This is a genomic window from Sinorhizobium sp. RAC02 (genome assembly GCF_001713395.1).
Lineage (GTDB): Bacteria > Pseudomonadota > Alphaproteobacteria > Rhizobiales > Rhizobiaceae > Shinella.
This window is the reverse complement of sequence record NZ_CP016450.1, coordinates 1365849-1384614: the sequence shown is the minus strand read 5'-3', so window position 1 is coordinate 1384614 and position 18766 is coordinate 1365849. Positions and strand designations below refer to the sequence as shown.

At 63.1% G+C, this 18766-nt stretch carries 20 protein-coding genes and 1 riboswitch; of the genes, 9 read left to right on the top strand and 11 right to left on the bottom strand.

Annotated elements, in window-relative coordinates:
- Positions 1-79 precede the first annotated feature (79 nt).
- The 4 genes from gcvP to BSY16_RS06585 all read right to left on the bottom strand — a co-directional run bounded on the left by gcvP (position 80) and on the right by BSY16_RS06585 (position 5228).
- Positions 80-2941 carry an aminomethyl-transferring glycine dehydrogenase gene (gene gcvP, locus BSY16_RS06600; RefSeq protein WP_069058927.1) on the bottom strand — a complete coding sequence of 954 codons (2862 nt, stop codon included), beginning with the start codon at positions 2939-2941 and terminating at the stop codon, positions 80-82.
- Positions 2941-3303 carry a glycine cleavage system protein GcvH gene (gcvH, locus tag BSY16_RS06595; RefSeq protein ID WP_069058926.1) on the bottom strand — a complete coding sequence of 121 codons (363 nt, stop codon included), beginning with the start codon at positions 3301-3303 and terminating at the stop codon, positions 2941-2943. The genes gcvP and gcvH overlap by 1 nt, the downstream gene beginning before the upstream one ends.
- A gap of 94 nt (positions 3304-3397) precedes the next feature.
- On the bottom strand, positions 3398-4537 hold the full coding sequence (gcvT, locus tag BSY16_RS06590) for a glycine cleavage system aminomethyltransferase GcvT (RefSeq protein WP_069058925.1): 1140 nt from the start codon (positions 4535-4537) through the stop codon (positions 3398-3400).
- 161 nt (positions 4538-4698) lie between these two features.
- A riboswitch (glycine riboswitch) is annotated at positions 4699-4799 on the bottom strand.
- Between the two features lie 141 nt (positions 4800-4940).
- Complete coding sequence (locus BSY16_RS06585) at positions 4941-5228, bottom strand: hypothetical protein (protein WP_069058924.1); 288 nt, start codon at positions 5226-5228, stop codon at positions 4941-4943.
- Between the two features lie 269 nt (positions 5229-5497).
- On the opposite strand from BSY16_RS06585, the gene BSY16_RS06580 reads away from it, so the two are divergent.
- The 7 genes from BSY16_RS06580 (at position 5498) to BSY16_RS06550 (ending at position 10980) form a co-directional block, all read left to right on the top strand.
- Positions 5498-5734: an Lrp/AsnC ligand binding domain-containing protein gene (locus BSY16_RS06580; RefSeq protein ID WP_069058923.1), complete on the top strand. Its 237-nt coding sequence runs from the start codon at positions 5498-5500 to the stop codon at positions 5732-5734.
- Between the two features lie 55 nt (positions 5735-5789).
- Complete coding sequence (locus BSY16_RS06575) at positions 5790-6782, top strand: RluA family pseudouridine synthase (protein WP_069058922.1); 993 nt, start codon at positions 5790-5792, stop codon at positions 6780-6782.
- Positions 6782-7447, top strand: a complete 666-nt coding sequence (locus BSY16_RS06570) for an HAD-IA family hydrolase (protein WP_069058921.1) — start codon at positions 6782-6784, stop codon at positions 7445-7447. The genes BSY16_RS06575 and BSY16_RS06570 overlap by 1 nt, the downstream gene beginning before the upstream one ends.
- The gene (locus tag BSY16_RS06565; RefSeq protein WP_069058920.1) at positions 7440-8225 is read left to right on the top strand and encodes an ATP12 family chaperone protein; all 786 of its coding nucleotides are present in this window, start codon (positions 7440-7442) and stop codon (positions 8223-8225) included. The genes BSY16_RS06570 and BSY16_RS06565 overlap by 8 nt, the downstream gene beginning before the upstream one ends.
- A 74-nt stretch (positions 8226-8299) precedes the next feature.
- Entirely contained in the window at positions 8300-8953 is a 654-nt protein-coding gene (locus tag BSY16_RS06560) for a hypothetical protein (RefSeq protein WP_069058919.1), read from the top strand.
- 87 nt (positions 8954-9040) lie between these two features.
- Entirely contained in the window at positions 9041-10573 is a 1533-nt protein-coding gene (locus BSY16_RS06555; protein WP_069058918.1) for an acyl-CoA carboxylase subunit beta, read from the top strand.
- Positions 10574-10596: 23 nt separating this feature from the next.
- A complete protein-coding gene (locus BSY16_RS06550; RefSeq protein WP_069058917.1) occupies positions 10597-10980 on the top strand; it encodes a DoxX family protein in 384 nt (127 codons plus the stop codon).
- 42 nt (positions 10981-11022) lie between these two features.
- Here BSY16_RS06550 and BSY16_RS06545 read toward each other — a convergent pair whose 3' ends face one another.
- From BSY16_RS06545 to BSY16_RS06515, 7 genes are all read right to left on the bottom strand, one after another.
- The gene (locus BSY16_RS06545; RefSeq protein ID WP_069058916.1) at positions 11023-11337 is read right to left on the bottom strand and encodes a DMT family transporter; all 315 of its coding nucleotides are present in this window, start codon (positions 11335-11337) and stop codon (positions 11023-11025) included.
- A 160-nt stretch (positions 11338-11497) separates the two neighbouring features.
- Positions 11498-12331 carry an S-formylglutathione hydrolase gene (fghA, locus tag BSY16_RS06540; protein WP_069058915.1) on the bottom strand — a complete coding sequence of 278 codons (834 nt, stop codon included), beginning with the start codon at positions 12329-12331 and terminating at the stop codon, positions 11498-11500.
- A 19-nt stretch (positions 12332-12350) separates the two neighbouring features.
- Positions 12351-13007 (bottom strand): DUF1345 domain-containing protein, encoded by a 657-nt coding sequence (locus tag BSY16_RS06535; RefSeq protein WP_069058914.1) that lies wholly within the window; start codon positions 13005-13007, stop codon positions 12351-12353.
- Positions 13004-13465: a YaiI/YqxD family protein gene (locus tag BSY16_RS06530; protein WP_069058913.1), complete on the bottom strand. Its 462-nt coding sequence runs from the start codon at positions 13463-13465 to the stop codon at positions 13004-13006. Before BSY16_RS06530 ends, BSY16_RS06535 begins: the two co-directional genes overlap by 4 nt.
- Positions 13466-13486: 21 nt before the next feature.
- Positions 13487-13951: a GNAT family N-acetyltransferase gene (locus BSY16_RS06525; RefSeq protein WP_069058912.1), complete on the bottom strand. Its 465-nt coding sequence runs from the start codon at positions 13949-13951 to the stop codon at positions 13487-13489.
- Positions 13948-15075 carry an S-(hydroxymethyl)glutathione dehydrogenase/class III alcohol dehydrogenase gene (locus BSY16_RS06520; protein WP_069058911.1) on the bottom strand — a complete coding sequence of 376 codons (1128 nt, stop codon included), beginning with the start codon at positions 15073-15075 and terminating at the stop codon, positions 13948-13950. Before BSY16_RS06520 ends, BSY16_RS06525 begins: the two co-directional genes overlap by 4 nt.
- A gap of 85 nt (positions 15076-15160) precedes the next feature.
- Positions 15161-15565 (bottom strand): helix-turn-helix domain-containing protein, encoded by a 405-nt coding sequence (locus BSY16_RS06515; protein WP_069061414.1) that lies wholly within the window; start codon positions 15563-15565, stop codon positions 15161-15163.
- Positions 15566-15732: 167 nt separating this feature from the next.
- On the opposite strand from BSY16_RS06515, the gene BSY16_RS06510 reads away from it, so the two are divergent.
- Positions 15733-16674, top strand: coding sequence for a DMT family transporter (locus BSY16_RS06510; RefSeq protein WP_069058910.1), 942 nt, complete (start codon positions 15733-15735; stop codon positions 16672-16674).
- A gap of 97 nt (positions 16675-16771) precedes the next feature.
- A complete protein-coding gene (locus BSY16_RS06505; RefSeq protein ID WP_069058909.1) occupies positions 16772-18724 on the top strand; it encodes an acetyl-CoA carboxylase biotin carboxylase subunit in 1953 nt (650 codons plus the stop codon).
- Positions 18725-18766: the final 42 nt, after the last annotated feature.

Sequence of the window (18766 nt, the reverse complement as noted above, 5' to 3'; positions counted from 1 at the left end):
CTTCTCCCTGCCCGCAATGGAAAACCCCGGCCGATAGGATCGGCCGGGGTTCAAGTTTTTGCCCTTGGCGTAGCCGTTTTTATTCGGCTGCGTCCGCGTAGTCTTCCAGCGGCGGGCAGGAGCAGACGAGGTTGCGGTCGCCATAGACGTTGTCGACGCGGTTGACCGGCGACCAGTATTTGTCGACCCGGAAGGCGCCCGGCGGGTAGCAGGCCTGCTCCCGCGAATAGGGACGATCCCATTCGCCGACGAGGTCTTCCACTGTGTGCGGGGCGTTCTTCAGCGGGTTGTTGACCTTGTCCATCCGGCCTTCCTCGATGGCGCGGGCTTCCTCGCGGATCGCCAGCATCGCATCGCAGAAGCGGTCGATCTCGGCCTTGGTCTCCGATTCGGTCGGCTCGATCATCAGCGTGCCGGCGACCGGCCAGCTCATGGTCGGCGCGTGGAAGCCGCAGTCGATCAGGCGCTTGGCGACGTCGTCGACGGTCACGCCGGCGCTGTCGACGAGCGGACGCGTGTCGATGATGCATTCATGTGCCACGCGGCCCTTGGCGGACTTGTAGAGCACGTCATACGCGCCCTTCAGGCGGGCGGCGATGTAGTTGGCGTTGAGGATCGCCACCTTCGTCGCCTGTGTCAGGCCTTCGCCACCCATCATCAGGCAATAGCTCCAGGAGATCGGCAGGATGGAGGCCGAGCCGAAGGGAGCCGCCGAGACTGCACCGGCCTCGCCTGTCGTCGGGTTTGCCGGCAGGAAGGGTGCAAGATGCGCCTTGACGCCGATCGGTCCCATGCCGGGACCACCGCCGCCATGCGGGATGCAAAAGGTCTTGTGCAGGTTGAGGTGGCTGACGTCGCCGCCGATATCACCCGGACGGGCAAGCCCGACCATGGCGTTCATATTGGCACCGTCGATATAGACCTGGCCGCCATGCTTGTGCACGATCTCGCAGATTTCGCGCACGTTCTCTTCGAAGACGCCATGCGTGGACGGGTAGGTGATCATGCAGCAGGACAGGTTGTCCGCATGCTGTTCTGCCTTGGCACGGAAGTCGTCCATGTCGATGTCGCCGTTGTCGGACACCTTCACGACGACGACCTTCATGCCGACCATCTGTGCCGACGCCGGGTTGGTGCCGTGCGCGGAGGTCGGGATGAGGCAGACGTCGCGATGCGTATTGCCGTTGGCGAGATGATAGGCACGGATCGTCAGCAGACCGGCATATTCACCCTGCGCGCCGGAATTCGGCTGCATGGAGACGGCGTCGTAGCCGGTAATGTCGCAGAGTTTCTGCGACAGGTCCTCGATGAGGTGCCGGTAGCCCTGCGCCTGGTCGGCCGGCACGAAGGGGTGAATCTCCGCGAACTCCGGCCAGGTGATCGGCAGCATTTCCGCCGTGGCGTTGAGTTTCATCGTGCACGAGCCGAGCGGGATCATCGAGCGGTCGAGCGCGAGGTCGCGGTCGGAAAGCCGGCGGATGTAGCGTGTCATCTCGCTTTCCGCGCGGTTCATGTGGAAGATCGGATGCGTCAGGTATTCGCTGGTGCGCAGCAGGTCTTCCGGCAGGCGATAGCCCGGTTCAAATTCCGCAACCTCGAAATCACCACCGAAGGCCCGCCAGACGGCTTCCAGCGTGACGGGGCGCGAGCGCTCGTCGAGGCTGATGCCGATACGGTCGTCGCCGATCTTGCGAAGGTTTACTTCTTCCGCGACGGCCGTCTTCAGGATGATGCCCTGCAGCTTGCCGACATGCACGGTGATCGTGTCGAAGAACACTTCCGGCTCAACGGTGTAGCCAAGCTTTTCCAGGCCCATGGCGAGGCGCACGGTCTTCTGGTGCACGCTCTGCGAGATCGCCTTCAGGCCCTGCGGACCATGGAACACGGCATACATCGAAGCCATGACGGCGAGCAGGACCTGCGCGGTGCAGATGTTCGACGTCGCCTTTTCGCGGCGGATGTGCTGCTCGCGGGTCTGGAGCGACAGGCGGTAGGCGCGGTTGCCGCGGGCATCGATGGAGACGCCGACGAGGCGGCCGGGCATCGAGCGCTTGTAGGCGTCCTTGACGGCCATGTAGGCGGCATGCGGCCCACCATAACCGACCGGCACGCCAAAACGCTGGGTGCAGCCGATGGCGATATCCGCATCCATCTCGCCGGGCGACTTGAGGAGGGCGAGCGCCAGCGGATCGGCCGCCATGACGGCGATGGCGCCGGTCTGGTGCAGGCGGGCGATCAGGCCCGAAAAATCGCGCACATGACCATAGGTACCCGGATACTGGAAAATCGCGCCGAACACGTCGACGGGATCGAGATCGGTGAAGGGATCACCGACGATGATCTGCCAGCCGAGCGGCTCGGAACGGGTCTTCAGCAGTGCGATCGTCTGCGGGTGGCAGTTTTCGTCGACGAAGAAGGCATTCGCCTTAGACTTCGCCACGCGCTGCGCCATCGCCATGGCTTCGGCAGCCGCGGTCGCCTCGTCGAGCAGTGAGGCATTCGCGACGTCGAGACCGGTGAGGTCGCAGACCATGGTCTGGTAGTTGAGCAGCGCCTCGAGGCGGCCCTGGCTGATTTCCGGCTGGTAGGGCGTATAGGCCGTGTACCAGGCCGGGTTTTCCAGGATGTTGCGCTGGACGACCGGCGGCGTGATCGTGCCGTAGTAGCCCTGGCCGATCAGCGAGACGAGCTTCTTGTTGCGGTTGGCGGTCTCACGCATCTTGTCGAGCGCCTCGCGCTCGGTCATCGGCGCACCCCATTCGAGCGCCTTGGTCTGGCGGATCGATTTCGGAACGGTGTCGTCGATCAGCGCGTCGAGGCTCGGGTAACCGACTACCTTGAGCATCGCCTCCATTTCCTTCGGCGAAGGGCCGATATGGCGACGGTTGGCGAAGTCGTAGGGCTGGTAATCGGTAAAGGCAAAGTCCTTGGGGAGAGACATCAGCCGACAAGCTCCTTGTAGGCGGCTTCGTCCATCAGGCCATCGGCATCGGCCTTGTTGGCAAGCTTCAGCTTGAAGAACCAGCCGGCGCCCTGCGGGTCGCTGTTGACGAGGGAGGGATCGGCAACGATCGCTTCGTTCACCTCGACGATTTCGCCGTCGAGCGGGCAGTAGACGTCGGAGGCAGCCTTGACGGATTCGACGGTCGACGCATCGCCGCCCTTCGAGAAGGTGGCGCCAACCTCGGGCAGTTCGACGAAGACGAGGTCGCCGAGCTGCTCGGCCGCGTGCGCCGTGATGCCGACGGTCGCTACGTCGCCGTCGATCTGCAGCCACTCGTGTTCTTCGGTGAATTTCAGCATGTTTGTTCCTCTCTCGGAAAGTGATTGTTGTCCGGTTTGCCGCTCATCCGCCTGTCAGCCCTGTCTCCACGCAGGCCGGGAAGCGGACCGTGATTCAGCGCTTGAAGGTGTTCTTGACGAAGGGCAGGGTTGCCACGGAAATCGGCAGGAACTTGCCGCGCACACCGGCATAAAGCTGGGTGCCGGGCGTTGCTGCCGATTTGGTGACGTAGCCCATGGCGACAGGGCCATCGACATTCGGGCCGAAGCCGCCGGAAGTGACGGTTCCGACGACATCTTCGCCCTCGGCATCGGTCGCAAGCACCGCCCCGCCACGGATGGGCGCGCGGCCTTCGGCCTTCAGGCCGACGCGGCGGCGTTCGGCACCGTTCTCGAGCTGGTCGAGGATGATATCGGCACCGGGGAAACCGCCGGCGCGCTCGCCACCCTTGCGGCGCACCTTCTGGATCGCCCATTCGAGCGCGCCTTCGACGGGCGTCGTGCTGGTATCGATGTCGTTGCCGTAGAGGCAGAGGCCGGCTTCGAGGCGCAGCGAATCGCGCGCGCCCAGGCCAATCGGCAGCACGTCCGGATGGTCGAGCAGGCGGCGACAGACTGCTTCGGCAAGGTCCGCCGGAATGGAGATTTCGAAACCGTCTTCGCCGGTATAGCCGGAGCGCGAGACGATGCAGTCGGCGTCATGCAGGTCGCAGGCGCGCACATCCATGAAGCGCATGGAGGAGACGTCGGCCCAGAGTTCGGCAAGCACCGATTCCGCGTGTGGCCCCTGAAGGGCGACCAGCGCGCGGTCGTTGTGCAGTGTCAGTTCGCAGACGTCGCCGATCTTCGCCTGCATATGGGCGAAATCCGCGTCCTTGCAGGCGGCGTTGACGACGACATAAAAATGGTCGCCGCGATTGGCGATCATCAGGTCGTCGAGAATGCCGCCGTCGTCATTGGTGAACAGCGCATAGCGCTGGCGGCCTTCGCCAAGGCCAAGCACATCGACCGGCACCAGCGTCTCGAGCGCGCGCGCAGCGTCGGCATTGTCACCGGAGCGGGCGCGCACCGTCACCTGGCCCATGTGGGACACGTCGAACAGGCCGGCCGCGGCGCGGGTTTGAAGATGTTCCTTCATGACGCCGGCCGTATATTGCACCGGCATCTCATAGCCGGCGAACGGCACCATGCGGCCGCCGAGCGACAGGTTCAGCGCATGAAGCGGGGTTTTCTTGAGTTCAGACGATACGTCCAAAAGGCGCCCTCCAGTCTTTTGGCGCCCATCATCCGACCGGGCACCGGCTCACAATATCGGCGCTTGCGCGCCGTTCTCCTGAGCCCCCTCTGTCCCTTCGCCTGAGATTGTTATCCCTTCGGCGAGCGCTTCAAAAAAACGCTTCTCTCCAGAGTTCCGACGGCACCTTGCTGGTCCTTTTGCCTGAGAGTTTCCGGGGCGGTTGCTCCTTCGGCACCGGCCATGCCCTTTCGAGGCGGCCAGCTTCTCCCAGCGAGGTCGGCCTCAGATAACGACCTTGCCTGTGTTTTGGCAAGAGGCGGCGTCGCTGTGGAACAATTTTTTGTCGTGGAGGGAAAGAGACAAAAGAATGACCCCGAAACGGGGCCAAGAGTTTGGAGGACGGCTGGTTCTTGAGGGAGGATCAGACGGGTTCTTGCAGAGCGGGCGAACCGTTTTCGTCATAGACGCGTTGCGCCTCTGCGACGGTCACTTGCGGCGTGCCGCTCGTCGCGGTGATGAGGGCAAGAGCCAGCGCCGGCGGCTGAATGACATTGAGCATGGCGACGGTGCGCGCGTCGCCGCGGATCTTTGCATCTTCGCTCCAGACGTGGATACGCTCCTCGAAAAGCGTATTCGCGCGTGTCTGCGGTCTCATCCCCTGCGATGCATAGGCGGCTGTGGTTGGTGAGACTGTCACGATCTGGGTCATGGGCGTTCAACAAAGTTGGTTTGCGTCCGTGCAAGTTAACAGTTGCGCCTTTCCTGCGTGTAAAACGCGGTGGTTGCATTTTCATCGAATTTTAACAGTCTGTGCGAATTTCGGCCGGTCTTGCCTTTAACAAGCCAAATCCGTCATAAGAGGTAAGGAAATGCCGCCGGAATCGGTGGCCGAAGCAATCCCAGCAAAAGTGTGAAGCGGTTTTGCGTCCGGGATTGCGCTAGAACAGTCAGCATGCCGCCGATGGCGCGGGAGGACCGATGAAGCCGATTTTCGTGCAATTGCAATGCGCTCCGGGCAAGACCTATGAGGTGGCCGATGCGCTTTACGCTACGGAACTCATCTCGGAGCTTTATTCCACCAGCGGTGATTACGACCTGCTCCTGAAGATCTATGTCGACAGCGAGGAGGATATCGGCAAGTTCATCAACGATCACGTCGCCTCCATTCCCGGCATCATGCGATCGCTGACCACGCTGACGTTCCGCGCCTTCTAGCTGTTCCCCTTCGCCCGTTCTTGCGTTAAAGCACGCGCAACGAAAGAAGGCGAAGATGGCAGGCATTGAACACAGGCAGGTGGAGAACGACGAGGCGGGCATGCGCCTGGACCGGTGGTTCAAGACCCATTATCCGGGCCTCGGCTTCGGCCCGCTCCAGAAATTGCTGCGTTCCGGGCAGGTGCGCGTCGATGGTGGCCGCGTCAAGAGCGATACCCGCGTGCAGCCGGGGCAGATGATCCGCGTCCCCCCGATGGAGGTCGACGCCAAGGCTGCGAAGGCCGGGCCGATCGCCGGCCGCGATCTCAAACATTCCTCGGATCATGAACTTCTCTCCCGTATGCTGTTGCATGAGGACGACAAGGTCATCGTGCTGAACAAGCCCCCCGGCATCGCCGTGCAGGGCGGATCGGGCATCAACCGGCATATCGACCAGATGCTCGAAGCCTGGACCAGCCCGAAGGGCGAGAAGCCGCGCCTTGTGCACCGGCTCGACCGCGACACGTCCGGCGTGCTCGTCATCGCCCGCACGCGTGGCGCGGCGCAGAAGCTGACGGCCGCCTTCCGCGAGCGCGATACCAAGAAGACCTACTGGTCGCTGGTGATGGGCGTGCCGAAGAAGCGCGAGGACAAGATTTCGACCTGGCTCGTCAAGGAGCAGACGCCGGACGGCGACCGCATGCGCATTGCCAAACATGGCGAGGACGGCGCCGACCACGCAGTATCCTTTTACCGGATTATCGAGCAGGCGGCGCAGAACTTCGCCTGGCTGGAGATGGAACCCTATACCGGCCGCACGCACCAGCTTCGCGTGCACGCCGCCCATATCGGCCATCCGATTATCGGCGATCCGAAATATTTCGAGGCAGAGTTCAACTGGGCCTTCCCGGGCGGCGTGCAGAACAAGCTGCATCTCCACGCCCGCCGCATCGACGTCCCGCACCCCTCCGGCGGGCGGCTGCGCGTGACGGCGCCGATGCCGGCGCACATGGTGCAGACCTGGAACCTCTTCGGCTTCGACATGACCTCGGCGGACGAGGAAGACTGATGCGACTGGTACTCTTCGATTGCGACGGCACGCTGGTCGACAGCGTCGGGCTGATCCATGAGGTCATGGCCCGCACCTTCGTCGATTTCGGCCATGCCCGGCCGGACGTTTCCGAGACCAAGGCGATCATCGGCCTGACGCTCGACATCGCGATTGCCCGCATGCAGGGCAAGCCGCATGTCGACGACGAGGCGTTGGCTATGACCGCGCACTACAAGGCGACCTACATGGGCGTGCGCGGGGAGCCGGGCTTCCAGGAGCCGCTTTTCCCAGGCATCGCGGAGATGATGGCCAGGCTGGAGCGGGAGGACGACCTGATCCTCGGCGCGGTCACCGGCAAGTCCCGCCGCGGCCTCGATCTGATCCGCGCGACCCATGGCTTCGACAAGACCTTCTTCGTCTCGCGTACCGCGGACGATTGCCCGTCCAAGCCGCATCCGGCCATGGTGACGGAATGCTGCAGCGAAGCGGGCATCGACGCGGCCAGGACGGTTGTTATCGGCGATGCGATCTACGATATGCAGATGGCGAAGGCGGCCGGTGCTGCGGCGATCGGCGTTTCCTGGGGCTATGCCAGCGTGCCCGAACTGGTCGAGGCGGGGGCGGATCACATCCTGCGCACGCCCGCCGACCTTCTCGAATGGTTGGAGATTTCCGATGCGTGACATTCTGAGCGACCTTTCCGACGCGATGAGCGATCCCGATCCGGTGCGCCGCGCACAGATCCAGATGAAACGCCCGCTACCGAAGCGTTTCTACAAGGAGGTTTCGACCGACGCCTCCGAGGAGGGTTTCCGCATCCTGCTCGACGGCCGCCCGGTGCGCACGCCCGGCAAGAAGCTGCTGGCCGTGCCGACGCAGGCCATTGCCGATCGCCTGCGCGCCGAATGGGACGGGCAGGGCGAGGAGATCGACCCCGCAAAAATGCCGGTGACACGTCTCGTCAACACCGCCATCGATGGCGTCGCCGATAATTTTGACGCCGTGTTCGACGAGATCGTGCGTTTTTCCGGCACGGACCTTCTCTGCTACCGCGCGGATTCGCCGACCGGTCTGGTCGATCGCCAGCGCGATGGCTGGGACCCGGTTATCCGCTGGGCCGCGGACGCCAAGGGCGCACGTTTCATTCTCATCGAAGGCGTCATCCATCAGGAGCAGCCGGTGCCGGCAGTCGCGGCATTTTCCGCAGCACTTGCCGCGTATCGTCACCCGCTCGCGCTCGCCTGCCTGCACACGGTGACCACGCTCACCGGTTCGGCGCTGCTGGCGCTGGCGCTCGCCGAAGGCGAGATCGATGCCGACAAGGCCTGGGCGCTCGCCCATCTCGACGAAGACTGGCAGATCGAGCATTGGGGCACCGACGAGGAAGCCTTCCGTCGCCGCGAGCTTCGGCGCGAGGAAATGGACATTGCTGCGTCCGTGTTCGCCGAGATTTCGCGCTGATCAGCATTCGTTAAGACTTTCGCACCATTTTGACACGCCACCGACCATTGACATCGCATACCGGTATTCGTCTCATGCAGTTCCTTCTCCGCACGCTTCTCTCCGCCTGCCTCCTCGTTTCCGCACCGCTTGCCGCCGCCGCAGAAGGATTTCCCGTGCGGGATATCCGCAAGGTCGTGGTGAGCGGCGATGAAAGCGTCCCGTCAAGCGTGCTGAAACGGACCGGCGAACACCTGAAGCGCGCGGCCGGGGCCACCCGTCGCGCGATGCAGATTGACCGCGCTGCCCTGGATGTGCGGGTCTCAGCACTCAAGCAGACGGCTGATGGCCAGAGTTCGGCCAATGTCACGGTCACCCTGTCTGACCTGAAGGGCGGCACCTCGTCGCGCCAGGCCATGACGGTCAACAGCTATATGCCCGGCCGCAAGGGCCGCGAAACAGCACTTGGTGACGCAATCGCCAAGCGGGTGGCGCTCGCCTACCACCTGGCACCGGTTTCGGCCGGAAAGACCTCCATTGGCAAACGCCCCGGCAAGGGACGAAAGCATGCCGGTGGCCAGCGCAAGCCGGCGGCACGCCAGACCGTCCAGGACCATTCGCGCAGGGACACGCGCCCAGTTGTCATCCCGACCGAAGCGGCGCTGACGGTGCGCTCGCGCGCGCTGCCGGACGGCTCCAAGAAGAAGATCGCGCCCTGCGTCGTCACCCAGACGATCAGTTGCGAGTGAATTCTAAGACCTTCGATCTAGAAAACGCCCCTTCAAGCTCCCGATCCCGCATGCTAAGCCATTGGTGAAACGGGAGGAACCGAAGGCATGAAGGAAATTCTCCACGAGCTCGAAGTCCGGCGCGAGCGCGCCCGCATGGGCGGCGGCCAGGTGCGCATCGATGCACAGCACAAGCGCGGCAAGCTGACGGCGCGCGAACGCATCGATGTCTTTCTGGACGAGGGCTCGTTCGAGGAATTCGACATGTTCGTCGAGCATCGCTCGACGGATTTCGGCATGGAGAAATCGAAGATCGCCGGCGACGGTGTCGTCACCGGCTGGGGCACGGTCAACGGCCGCACCGTCTTCGTCTTCGCCAAGGATTTCACGGTCTTCGGCGGCTCGCTTTCCGAAACCCATGCCCAGAAGATCATGAAGGTCCAGGACATGGCGCTGAAGAACCGCGCGCCGATCATCGGCCTTTACGATGCGGGCGGCGCGCGCATCCAGGAGGGTGTCGCAGCGCTTGGTGGCTATGCCGAAGTCTTCCAGCGCAATGTGCTCGCCTCCGGTGTCATCCCACAGATTTCGGTCATCATGGGGCCATGTGCCGGCGGCGATGTCTATTCGCCGGCCATGACGGATTTCATCTTCATGGTGCGTGACACGTCCTACATGTTCGTGACCGGGCCGGACGTGGTGAAAACGGTGACGAACGAGACCGTCACTGCGGAAGAACTTGGCGGTGCCTCCGTGCACACGACGAAATCCTCGATCGCCGATGGCGCCTATGACAATGACGTCGATGCGCTGTTGCAGGTCCGGCGCCTCGTCGATTTCCTGCCGCAGTCGAACACATCTCCCGTGCCGGAGATCGAGTGCTTCCAGTCGGTCGAGGATGTCGATGAGTCGCTGGATACCCTGATCCCGGCCAATGCCAACAAGCCCTATGACATCAAGGAACTGATCCTCAAGACCGTTGACGAGGGTGATTTCTTCGAGATCCAGGAGAGTTTTGCCAAAAACATCGTCTGCGGCTTCGGCCGTATCGAAGGCTCGACGGTCGGCTTTGTCGCCAACCAGCCGATGGTGCTGGCCGGCGTGCTCGATTCGGACGCCAGCCGCAAGGCCGCGCGTTTCGTGCGCTTCTGCGACTGCTTCAGCATTCCCGTCGTGACCTTCGTCGATGTCCCGGGCTTCCTGCCGGGCACCGCGCAGGAATATGGCGGCCTCATCAAGCATGGCGCCAAGTTGCTCTTTGCCTTTGCCGAGGCGACCGTCCCCAAGGTGACGCTGATCACGCGAAAAGCCTATGGGGGCGCCTATGACGTGATGGCGTCAAAACACCTGCGTGGCGATATCAACTATGCCTGGCCGACGGCGCAGATTGCCGTGATGGGTGCCAGGGGGGCAGTCGAGATCATCTTCCGCAAGGATATCAACGATCCGGAGAAGATCGCGGGACACACGAAGATGTACGAGGATCGTTTCCTCTCGCCCTTCGTCGCGGCGGAGCGCGGTTACATCGATGAGGTGATCATGCCGCATTCGACCCGCAAGCGCATCGCGCGGGCGCTGCGCATGCTGCGCAACAAGGATCTGGAAAATCCGTGGAAGAAACACGATAACATTCCCCTGTGAGTGAACCGGCAGGGAGTTAGAGCATGTTCGACCGACTATCCGCTTACCGTCCGCAGGCGCTCGCAGCGCTTCGAATCATGACGGCGCTGCTGCTCATCGAGCACGGCACGCAGAAATTCTTCAATTTTCCGCCCGCAGAACAGCCCTTTGGCGATCTCATGAACCTGATCGGCCTGGCGGGCGTGCTGGAGATTGTCGGCGGCCTGCTGATTCTGGTGGGTCTTTTCACGCGGCCTGTGGCCTTCGTGCTCTGCGGCTTCACGGCGGTTGCCTATTTCATGGCGCATGCGCCGCAGAGCTTTTTCCCGATCAACAACCGCGGCGACGCCGCGGTGCTGTTCTGCTTCATCTTTCTCTACATTACCGCGGCAGGGCCGGGGGCTTTCGCCCTCGACAACCGTCGTTAAGAGAGGAACGCAATTTGGCTGCGCACGTTTGCTGGACTTGCTTTAAGCCGCAAACTTCAGGCCGAGGATACCGGTGACGATGAGCGCGATGCAGCCCATGCGGATCGCCGTTACCGGCTCGGCGAAGAGGAAGATGCCGAGCATCACCGTGCCGACGGTACCGATACCGGTCCAGATCGCATAGGCAGTGCCGATCGGCAGCGTCTTCACGGCAAGGCCGAGCAGCACGATCGAGATGACCATCGAGCCGGCAGTGAGCGCCGTAGGAAGTGGTTTGGTGAAGCCGTCGGTGTATTTGAGGCCGATCGCCCAGCCGATTTCAAAGATGCCGGCGAGAGCGAGAAGAATCCAGGGCATGATGCCTACTCCGTTTCAAAGGAGCGAGGCCGTCCCCGCGATCGTGACCGGACGAAGAATCCGGCGGTAGTCGTCTACCGGGCGAACTATTGCCGATCCGGACGGGAAGGGCAAGGGCAGGGGTGACATGTCAGCCATGCACCCCCGCCATATCTCTTCCTCAGCCGAGACGTTCGGCGTGCCATTTCAGGTGATCGTCCATGAAGGTCGAGATGAAATAGTAGGAGTGGTCATAGCGCTCGTGCATGCGCAGCGTCAGCCCGATATCCGTGCCCTTGATCGCCTCCTCGAAGAGCCAAGGTCGCAGGCCGTTGTCCAGGAAGCCGTCGGCCTTGCCCTGGTCGATCAGGAATTCCGGGAAACGCGCGCCGTCCGCAACAAGCGCGCACGCATCATATTGACGCCAGGCTGCCTTGTCGGCGCCCAGATATTTTTCGAAGGCGGGCATCGACCAGTCCGCGGTCGAGGGCTCGACGATCGGCGCGAAGGCCGAGCAGCTCTTGAAGCGTTCCGGGTTCTTCAGCGCGATCGTCATGGCGCCATGACCACCCATCGAGTGACCGAAAATGCCCTGGCGGCTCATGTCCATGCGGAAATGCTGGCTGGCGAAGTTGGGCAGCTCTTCCGTCACGTAGCTGTACATCTGGAAGTTTTCCGCCCAGGGCCGCTCGGTGGCGTCGAGATAAAAGCCGGCGCCCTTGCCCATCTGCCAGTTGGTGATTTCATCCGGCACGTCGTTGCCGCGCGGGCTGGTATCCGGGCAGACGATGATGAGGCCGAGTTCGGCGGCCATGCGGCGGTATTCACCCTTTTCCATCACATTGGCATGGCTGCAGGTGAGGCCGGACAGATACCAGAGCACCGGGCGCGGCTCCTTGATCGCCTGCGGCGGCACGAAGACGGCGAAGGTCATCTCGCCCTTGCAGGCCTCGGAATCGTGGGCGAAGACACCCTGCATGCCGCCGAAGGCGGTGTTCTGGGAAAGCACTTTCATTAAAAACTCCGAATGTGGTTCAGGTAGCGAGCGACACCGCCGCGTTGACGGCGGCGGCGACCAGCACCGTGTTGAAGAAGAAGGAAACCACGGCGTGCAGCAGGTTGACCTTGCGCATCGCCGTGGAGGTGATCGCGACGTCCGAGGTTTGCGCCGTCATGCCGATCACGAAGGCGAAATAGAGGAAATCATAGGCGCCGGGCGCGGCATCGCCCGGAAAATCGAGACTGCGGCCGGCGTCGGAACTGGTTTCGGTGCTGCCGGGCCGCCAGTAGAGATGGGCATAGTGCATGGCCGCCATGGTGTGGATGGTGAGCCAGCCGAGGGCAACGGACGCGAAGGCAAGAGTGAATTCCGCAAGTGACGCGGCCGGCCGGTTCAACACCACGAAGAGCGAGCCTGTCGAGATGGCGACGGCGGCGAAGGTCACGCCGAAGATGATGGCCACTGGCTCGTCGCTATCCGTCGCATAGTGCTCGAGATGGACGGCCGTGAGGTAGGGCACGCGCCAGGCGGTCAGCAGCAGATAGCAGAGGAAGAAGGCGACGGCAGCGATCTCAATGGCGAAATCCGGCTTCAGCCAGAGCGCAACCGCGAGGCCGAGCGCCGCCGCGCCGATGCCGGCATAGAAGGGGACGTGGCGGCCGAAAATCCTCTGCCCCGGATCTTTGCTCATGCAGCAGGCCCCGTGCGGGCATTTTTCGCGCGGCGGCAGAGGCGATCGAGCGTTTCGAGGAAGGCCGAGCGGTCGCGTGGCGAAAAGGCGGCGTTGTAGCCCTTGCTTTCGCCGGTCTCGCGCAGATGCGCACCAAGATCACGCATGGCGCTCGCCATGCCGATATTGGTCTTGTCGAAGAGCCGGCCGGTCGGGCCGGTCACGTGCGCGCCCTTCTCGACGCAGCGCACCGCAAGCGGCACGTCGGCCGTTATCACGATGTCATCGTCGCCGACATGCTCGGCGATCCAGTTGTCCGCGGCGTCGAAGGCGCCGGACACGATGATGTTCTTCACCATCGGGTCCCGCGACGGGCGCAGGCCGGAATTGGCGACGAAGGTCACTTCCATCTCGTGCCGTTCGGCAACCTTCAGGATTTCGGCCTTTACCGGGCAGGCATCGGCGTCGACATAGATCATGGTGCTGTTCTTTTGCATGGCTCAAGAATGGCCGGCAGGACGCTGCATGTCGATATGCGGAATATCGTCCTCGACATATTCCTCCGATGTCGGCGTGAAGCCAAGGGACCGGTAGAAGCGCTCCAGGTGGCTTTGCGCGGATAGCGCAATCGGCTCGCCGGGAAAATGCATTTCGCAGACGCGGATCGCTTCGCGCATGACGGCATCACCAAGGCGTTTGCCGCGATGGTTGGGTGCGACAAGCACCCGGCCGATGCGTGGCGGCGCGTCCACAGGCCGCCATAGTCGCGCATACGCGGCCGTCTCACCGCCGATCAACAGGCGAAGATGAAGCGCTTCCGGATCCTTGCCGTCCAGTTCCGGATAGACGCAGGCCTGCTCGACGATGAAGACGTCCACGCGCAGCTTCAGCAGCGCATAGAGTTCGACGGCGGAGAATGCATGCAGCCTCCGCACGTCGACGCTGTAGTGGTCCGTAGACGTCAATAGACCACCACGCCGCGGATCGATTCGCCCGAATGCATCAGCTCGAAGCCCTTGTTGATGTCCTCGAGCGGCATGGTGTGGGTGATCATCGGATCGATCTGGATCTTGCCCTCCATGTACCAGTCGACGATCTTCGGCACGTCCGTGCGGCCGCGCGCGCCACCGAAGGCCGTGCCCATCCAGTTGCGGCCGGTGACGAGCTGGAACGGACGGGTGGAGATTTCCTGGCCGGCACCGGCAACGCCGATGATGACCGACTTGCCCCAGCCGCGATGCGAGGCTTCCAGCGCCTGGCGCATCACCTTGGTGTTGCCCGTGCAGTCGAAGGTGTAGTCCGCGCCGCCGATCAGGTCGCCGTTGCGCTTCGTCATGTTGACGAGGTAGGGCACGATATCGTCGCCGACCTCCTTCGCGTTGACGAAGTGCGTCATGCCGAATTTCCTGCCCCATTCCTCGCGGTCGGGGTTGATGTCGACGCCGATGATCATGTCCGCACCGGCAAGCCTCAGGCCCTGCAGCACGTTGAGGCCGATGCCGCCGAGGCCGAAGACGATGGCCGTCGAGCCGATCTCGACCTTCGCCGTGTTGATGACGGCGCCGATGCCGGTGGTGACGCCGCAGCCGATGTAGCAGATCTTGTCGAAGGGGGCGTCGGGGTTGACCTTGGCGAGCGCGATTTCCGGCAGGACCGTGAAGTTCGAGAAGGTCGAGCAGCCCATATAGTGGTGGATCTTGTCCTTGCCGATCGAGAAGCGCGAGGTGCCGTCCGGCATCAGGCCCTGGCCCTGGGTGGCGCGGATCGAGGTGCAGAGGTTCGTCTTGCGTGACAGACAAGAATAACATTCGCGGCATTCCGGCGTGTAGAGCGGAATGACATGGTCGCCCCTCTTCACCGACGTCACGCCAGGGCCGACGTCAACGACGATGCCGGCGCCCTCATGGCCGAGGATGGCAGGAAACAGGCCTTCCGGATCGGCACCCGACAGCGTGAAGTCGTCGGTATGGCAGATGCCGGTCGCCTTGACTTCAACCAGCACTTCGCCGGCGCGCGGCCCCTCGAGCTGTACGGTCATGATCTCAAGCGGTTTTCCGGCCTGAACGGCAACGGCGGCGCGTACGTCCATCTTCTATCTCCCTATGCGGATTCTCTGTTCGGGCGGACCATTGCAGAGCCGGTCCGGCGCCTCAAGTGCGGTAATGGCAAAAATGTCAGTCGTGATCTGATTTGATCAATTTGGCGATCTCGGCTTCGAGCGCTGTGATCGCCTTGCCCGTCTGGTCGTGGAGCTGGTGGATTTCACGAAGCTGGCGCAGCAGCGGGTGCAGGTGCTCATCCCCGGTCGGGTCTGCCGGAGCCTCGCCGATGCCGGCGATCAGCCAGGAGGGGGAGACGGAGAGCACGCCGGCGAGCATGAACATCGCCTTGGTGTCGGGCTCGGCGTGGTCGCGTTCCCAGCCACTGACCGTTTCTTCCGGCAGGCCGAGGCGGGAGGCGAGATCTGCCAGAGACAGGCCCAGCGCATCGCGCGCCCGCCAGATGCGGCCACCGAGCGTATCGCCGTCGACGCGGCCGGAAGGAAAGGGGATCGTGTTGTTCTCGCCGGGAAAGGTCATCGCGGCCTCCATTGTCTTCGCCGAGAGTTTACAGGCAATCCACGATCGCCTTCTACCTCAAATGCGCCGCTTCGCGACGCCTGCGTGCCGGTCGTCCGGGGGCAGGATTTCCGGCATTGCAGGACGGCACAAAAGGGCTATGCAGGGGCGATCTAGGGAGTCGCATCATGAGCACCACGACGGACCAACAGGACGGAAGTATCATGCGGGGCGTCGTGCTGATGTCCGTCGCCATGCTGCTTCTGCCCGGCATGGACGCGATCGCCAAATATATGGCGACATTTGCCGACATGTCGCCCGGCCAGGTGACGTTCTATCGCTTCTTCTTCCAGGTCGTCTGCACGATCCCGCTGATCTTCACCGCCGCCGGTGCCGCAACCTTGCGGCCGAAGCAGCCGTGGCTGAACCTGCTGCGTGGCGCCATCCACGGTGCGGCAAGCCTGCTGTTCTTCGCGGCGGTCAAATACATGCCGCTCGCCGATGTGTTCGCGATCTACTTCGTCGAGCCCTTCATTCTGACGGCCATGTCCGCCACGTTCCTCGGCGACAGGGTCGGCTGGCGGCGCTGGCTTGCCATCATCGTCGGCTTCGGCGGTGCGCTCATCGTCATCCAGCCGAGCTTCGTGCTTTTCGGCTGGACGGCGCTGCTGCCGGTCGCCTGCGCCTTCCTCTATTCGATCTACCTCTTCATGAACCGCGCGATCGGTGATGCCGATTCGCCGCTGACCATGCAGACGATCGCCGGCTTCGGCGGCACGATCTTCATGGGCGCAGCACTTTTCGCGGGCCATTCGGCCGGCATTGGCGATTTTGCACCGTCGCTGCCGACATCGGTCTTTGCCCTCGTCCTGCTCGTCATCCTCGGCGCGCTGTCCGGCTATGCGCATATGCTGGTCGTGCGCGCCTTCCGCATGGCGCCGCTCTCGCTGCTGGCACCGTTCCAGTATTTCGAGATCATCTCGGCGACCGTGCTCGGCTATGCCATCTTCGGCGACTTTCCCACGCCGTCCAAATGGCTCGGCATAGCCATCATCGTCGCCTCCGGTCTCTTCATCATCTGGCGCGAACACAAGAACCGGAAGGCCTCGGCCGACATCGCGTTCGACTAAAGTGCTTGAGGCAACGGGCAAATTGCGGTTGCGACGCCGTTGTACGGGCAGGGTGTTTGTGGCTACAACTCCCGTCTGAGACTGCCGGGAGGAAAGCATGTTCAAGAAAATCCTGATTGCCAATCGCGGCGAGATCGCCTGCCGCGTCATCAAGACGGCACGCAGGATGGGCATTGCCACCGTCGCCGTCTATTCCGACGCCGACCGTGACGCCCTTCATGTCGAGATGGCGGACGAGGCCGTGCATATCGGCCCGGCGCCGGCGGCTGAAAGCTACCTCATCGCGGAAAGGATCATCGCCGCCTGCAAGGAGACCGGCGCCGAGGCCGTGCATCCCGGCTACGGCTTCCTCTCGGAGCGCGCCAGCTTCTGCGAGGCGCTGGAGGCCGATGGCATCATCTTCATCGGCCCGAAGCCGAAGGCGATCCGTGCCATGGGCGACAAGATCGAATCGAAGAAATTCGCCAATACGGCCAATGTCTCGACCGTTCCGGGTTTTCTGGGCGTGATCGAGGATGCGGTCCATGCCGAGCGCATCGCCGGCGAGATCGGCTATCCGGTGATGATCAAGGCCTCGGCCGGCGGCGGCGGCAAGGGCATGCGCATCGCCTGGAGTGAGGCCGAGGTGCGCGACGGCTTCGACCGCGCCCGCTCGGAGGCGAAAAGCTCGTTTGGCGACGACCGCGTCTTCATCGAAAAATACATCGTCGATCCCCGCCACATCGAAATCCAGGTGCTGGCCGACGCACATGGCACGGCGCTCTATCTTGGCGAGCGCGAATGCTCCATCCAGCGGCGAAACCAGAAGGTCGTCGAAGAGGCCCCTTCGCCCTTTCTCGACGAGGCGACGCGGCGCGCGATGGGCGAGCAGTCGGTCGCCCTGGCAAAAGCCGTCGACTACCAGAGCGCCGGCACGGTCGAGTTCATCGTCGATCGCGACCGCAATTTCTATTTCCTCGAAATGAACACGCGCCTGCAGGTCGAGCATCCCGTCACGGAACTCGTGACCGGCATCGATCTTGTCGAACAGATGATCCGTGTTGCCGCCGGTGAAAAACTGTCGCTGGCGCAGGCGGATATCAAGCTCAACGGCTGGGCCGTCGAAAGCCGGCTCTATGCCGAGGATCCCTACCGCAACTTCCTTCCCTCCATTGGCCGCCTTACCCGTTACCGTCCGCCCGCCGAAGGAAAGAGCGGCGAAACGGTGGTGCGCAACGATACCGGCGTCTACGAAGGTGCCGAAATCTCGATGTATTACGACCCGATGGTGGCAAAGCTCTGCACCTGGGCGCCGACCCGCCTTGAGGCCATCGACGCGATGAGCGATGCGCTCGACGGCTTCGTGGTGGACGGCATCGAGCACAATGTACCGTTTCTCGCCGCCCTGATGCGCCATCCGCGCTGGCGCGAAGGGCGGCTTTCCACCGGCTTCATCGCGGAGGAATATCCGGATGGCTTTGCGCCGATGGCGCCGGATGCCGAGCAGGCCGCCATTCTCGCCCGCATTGCGCTCTCGGCCCACCTCGTCGATGTCGAACGCCGCGCCCATCATCTCGATCGGCTGCGCCCGGGCGCCGTGCAGCGCAAGGACTGGGTGGTCAAGATCGGTGACGCCTATCACACGCTCGCCACGGACGATGCCGTCGAAAGCGACTGGCGGCCCGGTGAGGCGGTCTGGCGTGGCACGATCGACGGCCGCGGCGTGACCGCACAGCTGCGGCCTTTCCCGAACGGCATGCGCATCGACTGGCAGGGCCTTTCCGTGCGCAGCCGCGTCTTCACGCCGCGGCTTGCCGAGCTCGACGCGCTGATGCCGGTAAAGCTGCCGCCGGATACGTCGAAAATGCTGCTTTGCCCGATGCCGGGCCTCGTCGTTTCCATCGCCGTCACCGAGGGGCAGGAGGTGAAGGCGGGCGAAACGCTGGCCGTCGTCGAGGCGATGAAGATGGAAAACGTGTTGCGCGCCGACCGCGACCTGACGGTCGGCTCCATCCATGCCAAGCCGGGCGAAAGCCTCGCCGTCGATGCCGTGATCATGGAATTCGCCTGATTTGCGATTCTTAACGTTTGTTAGGAACTTGCCGTTAGCCTA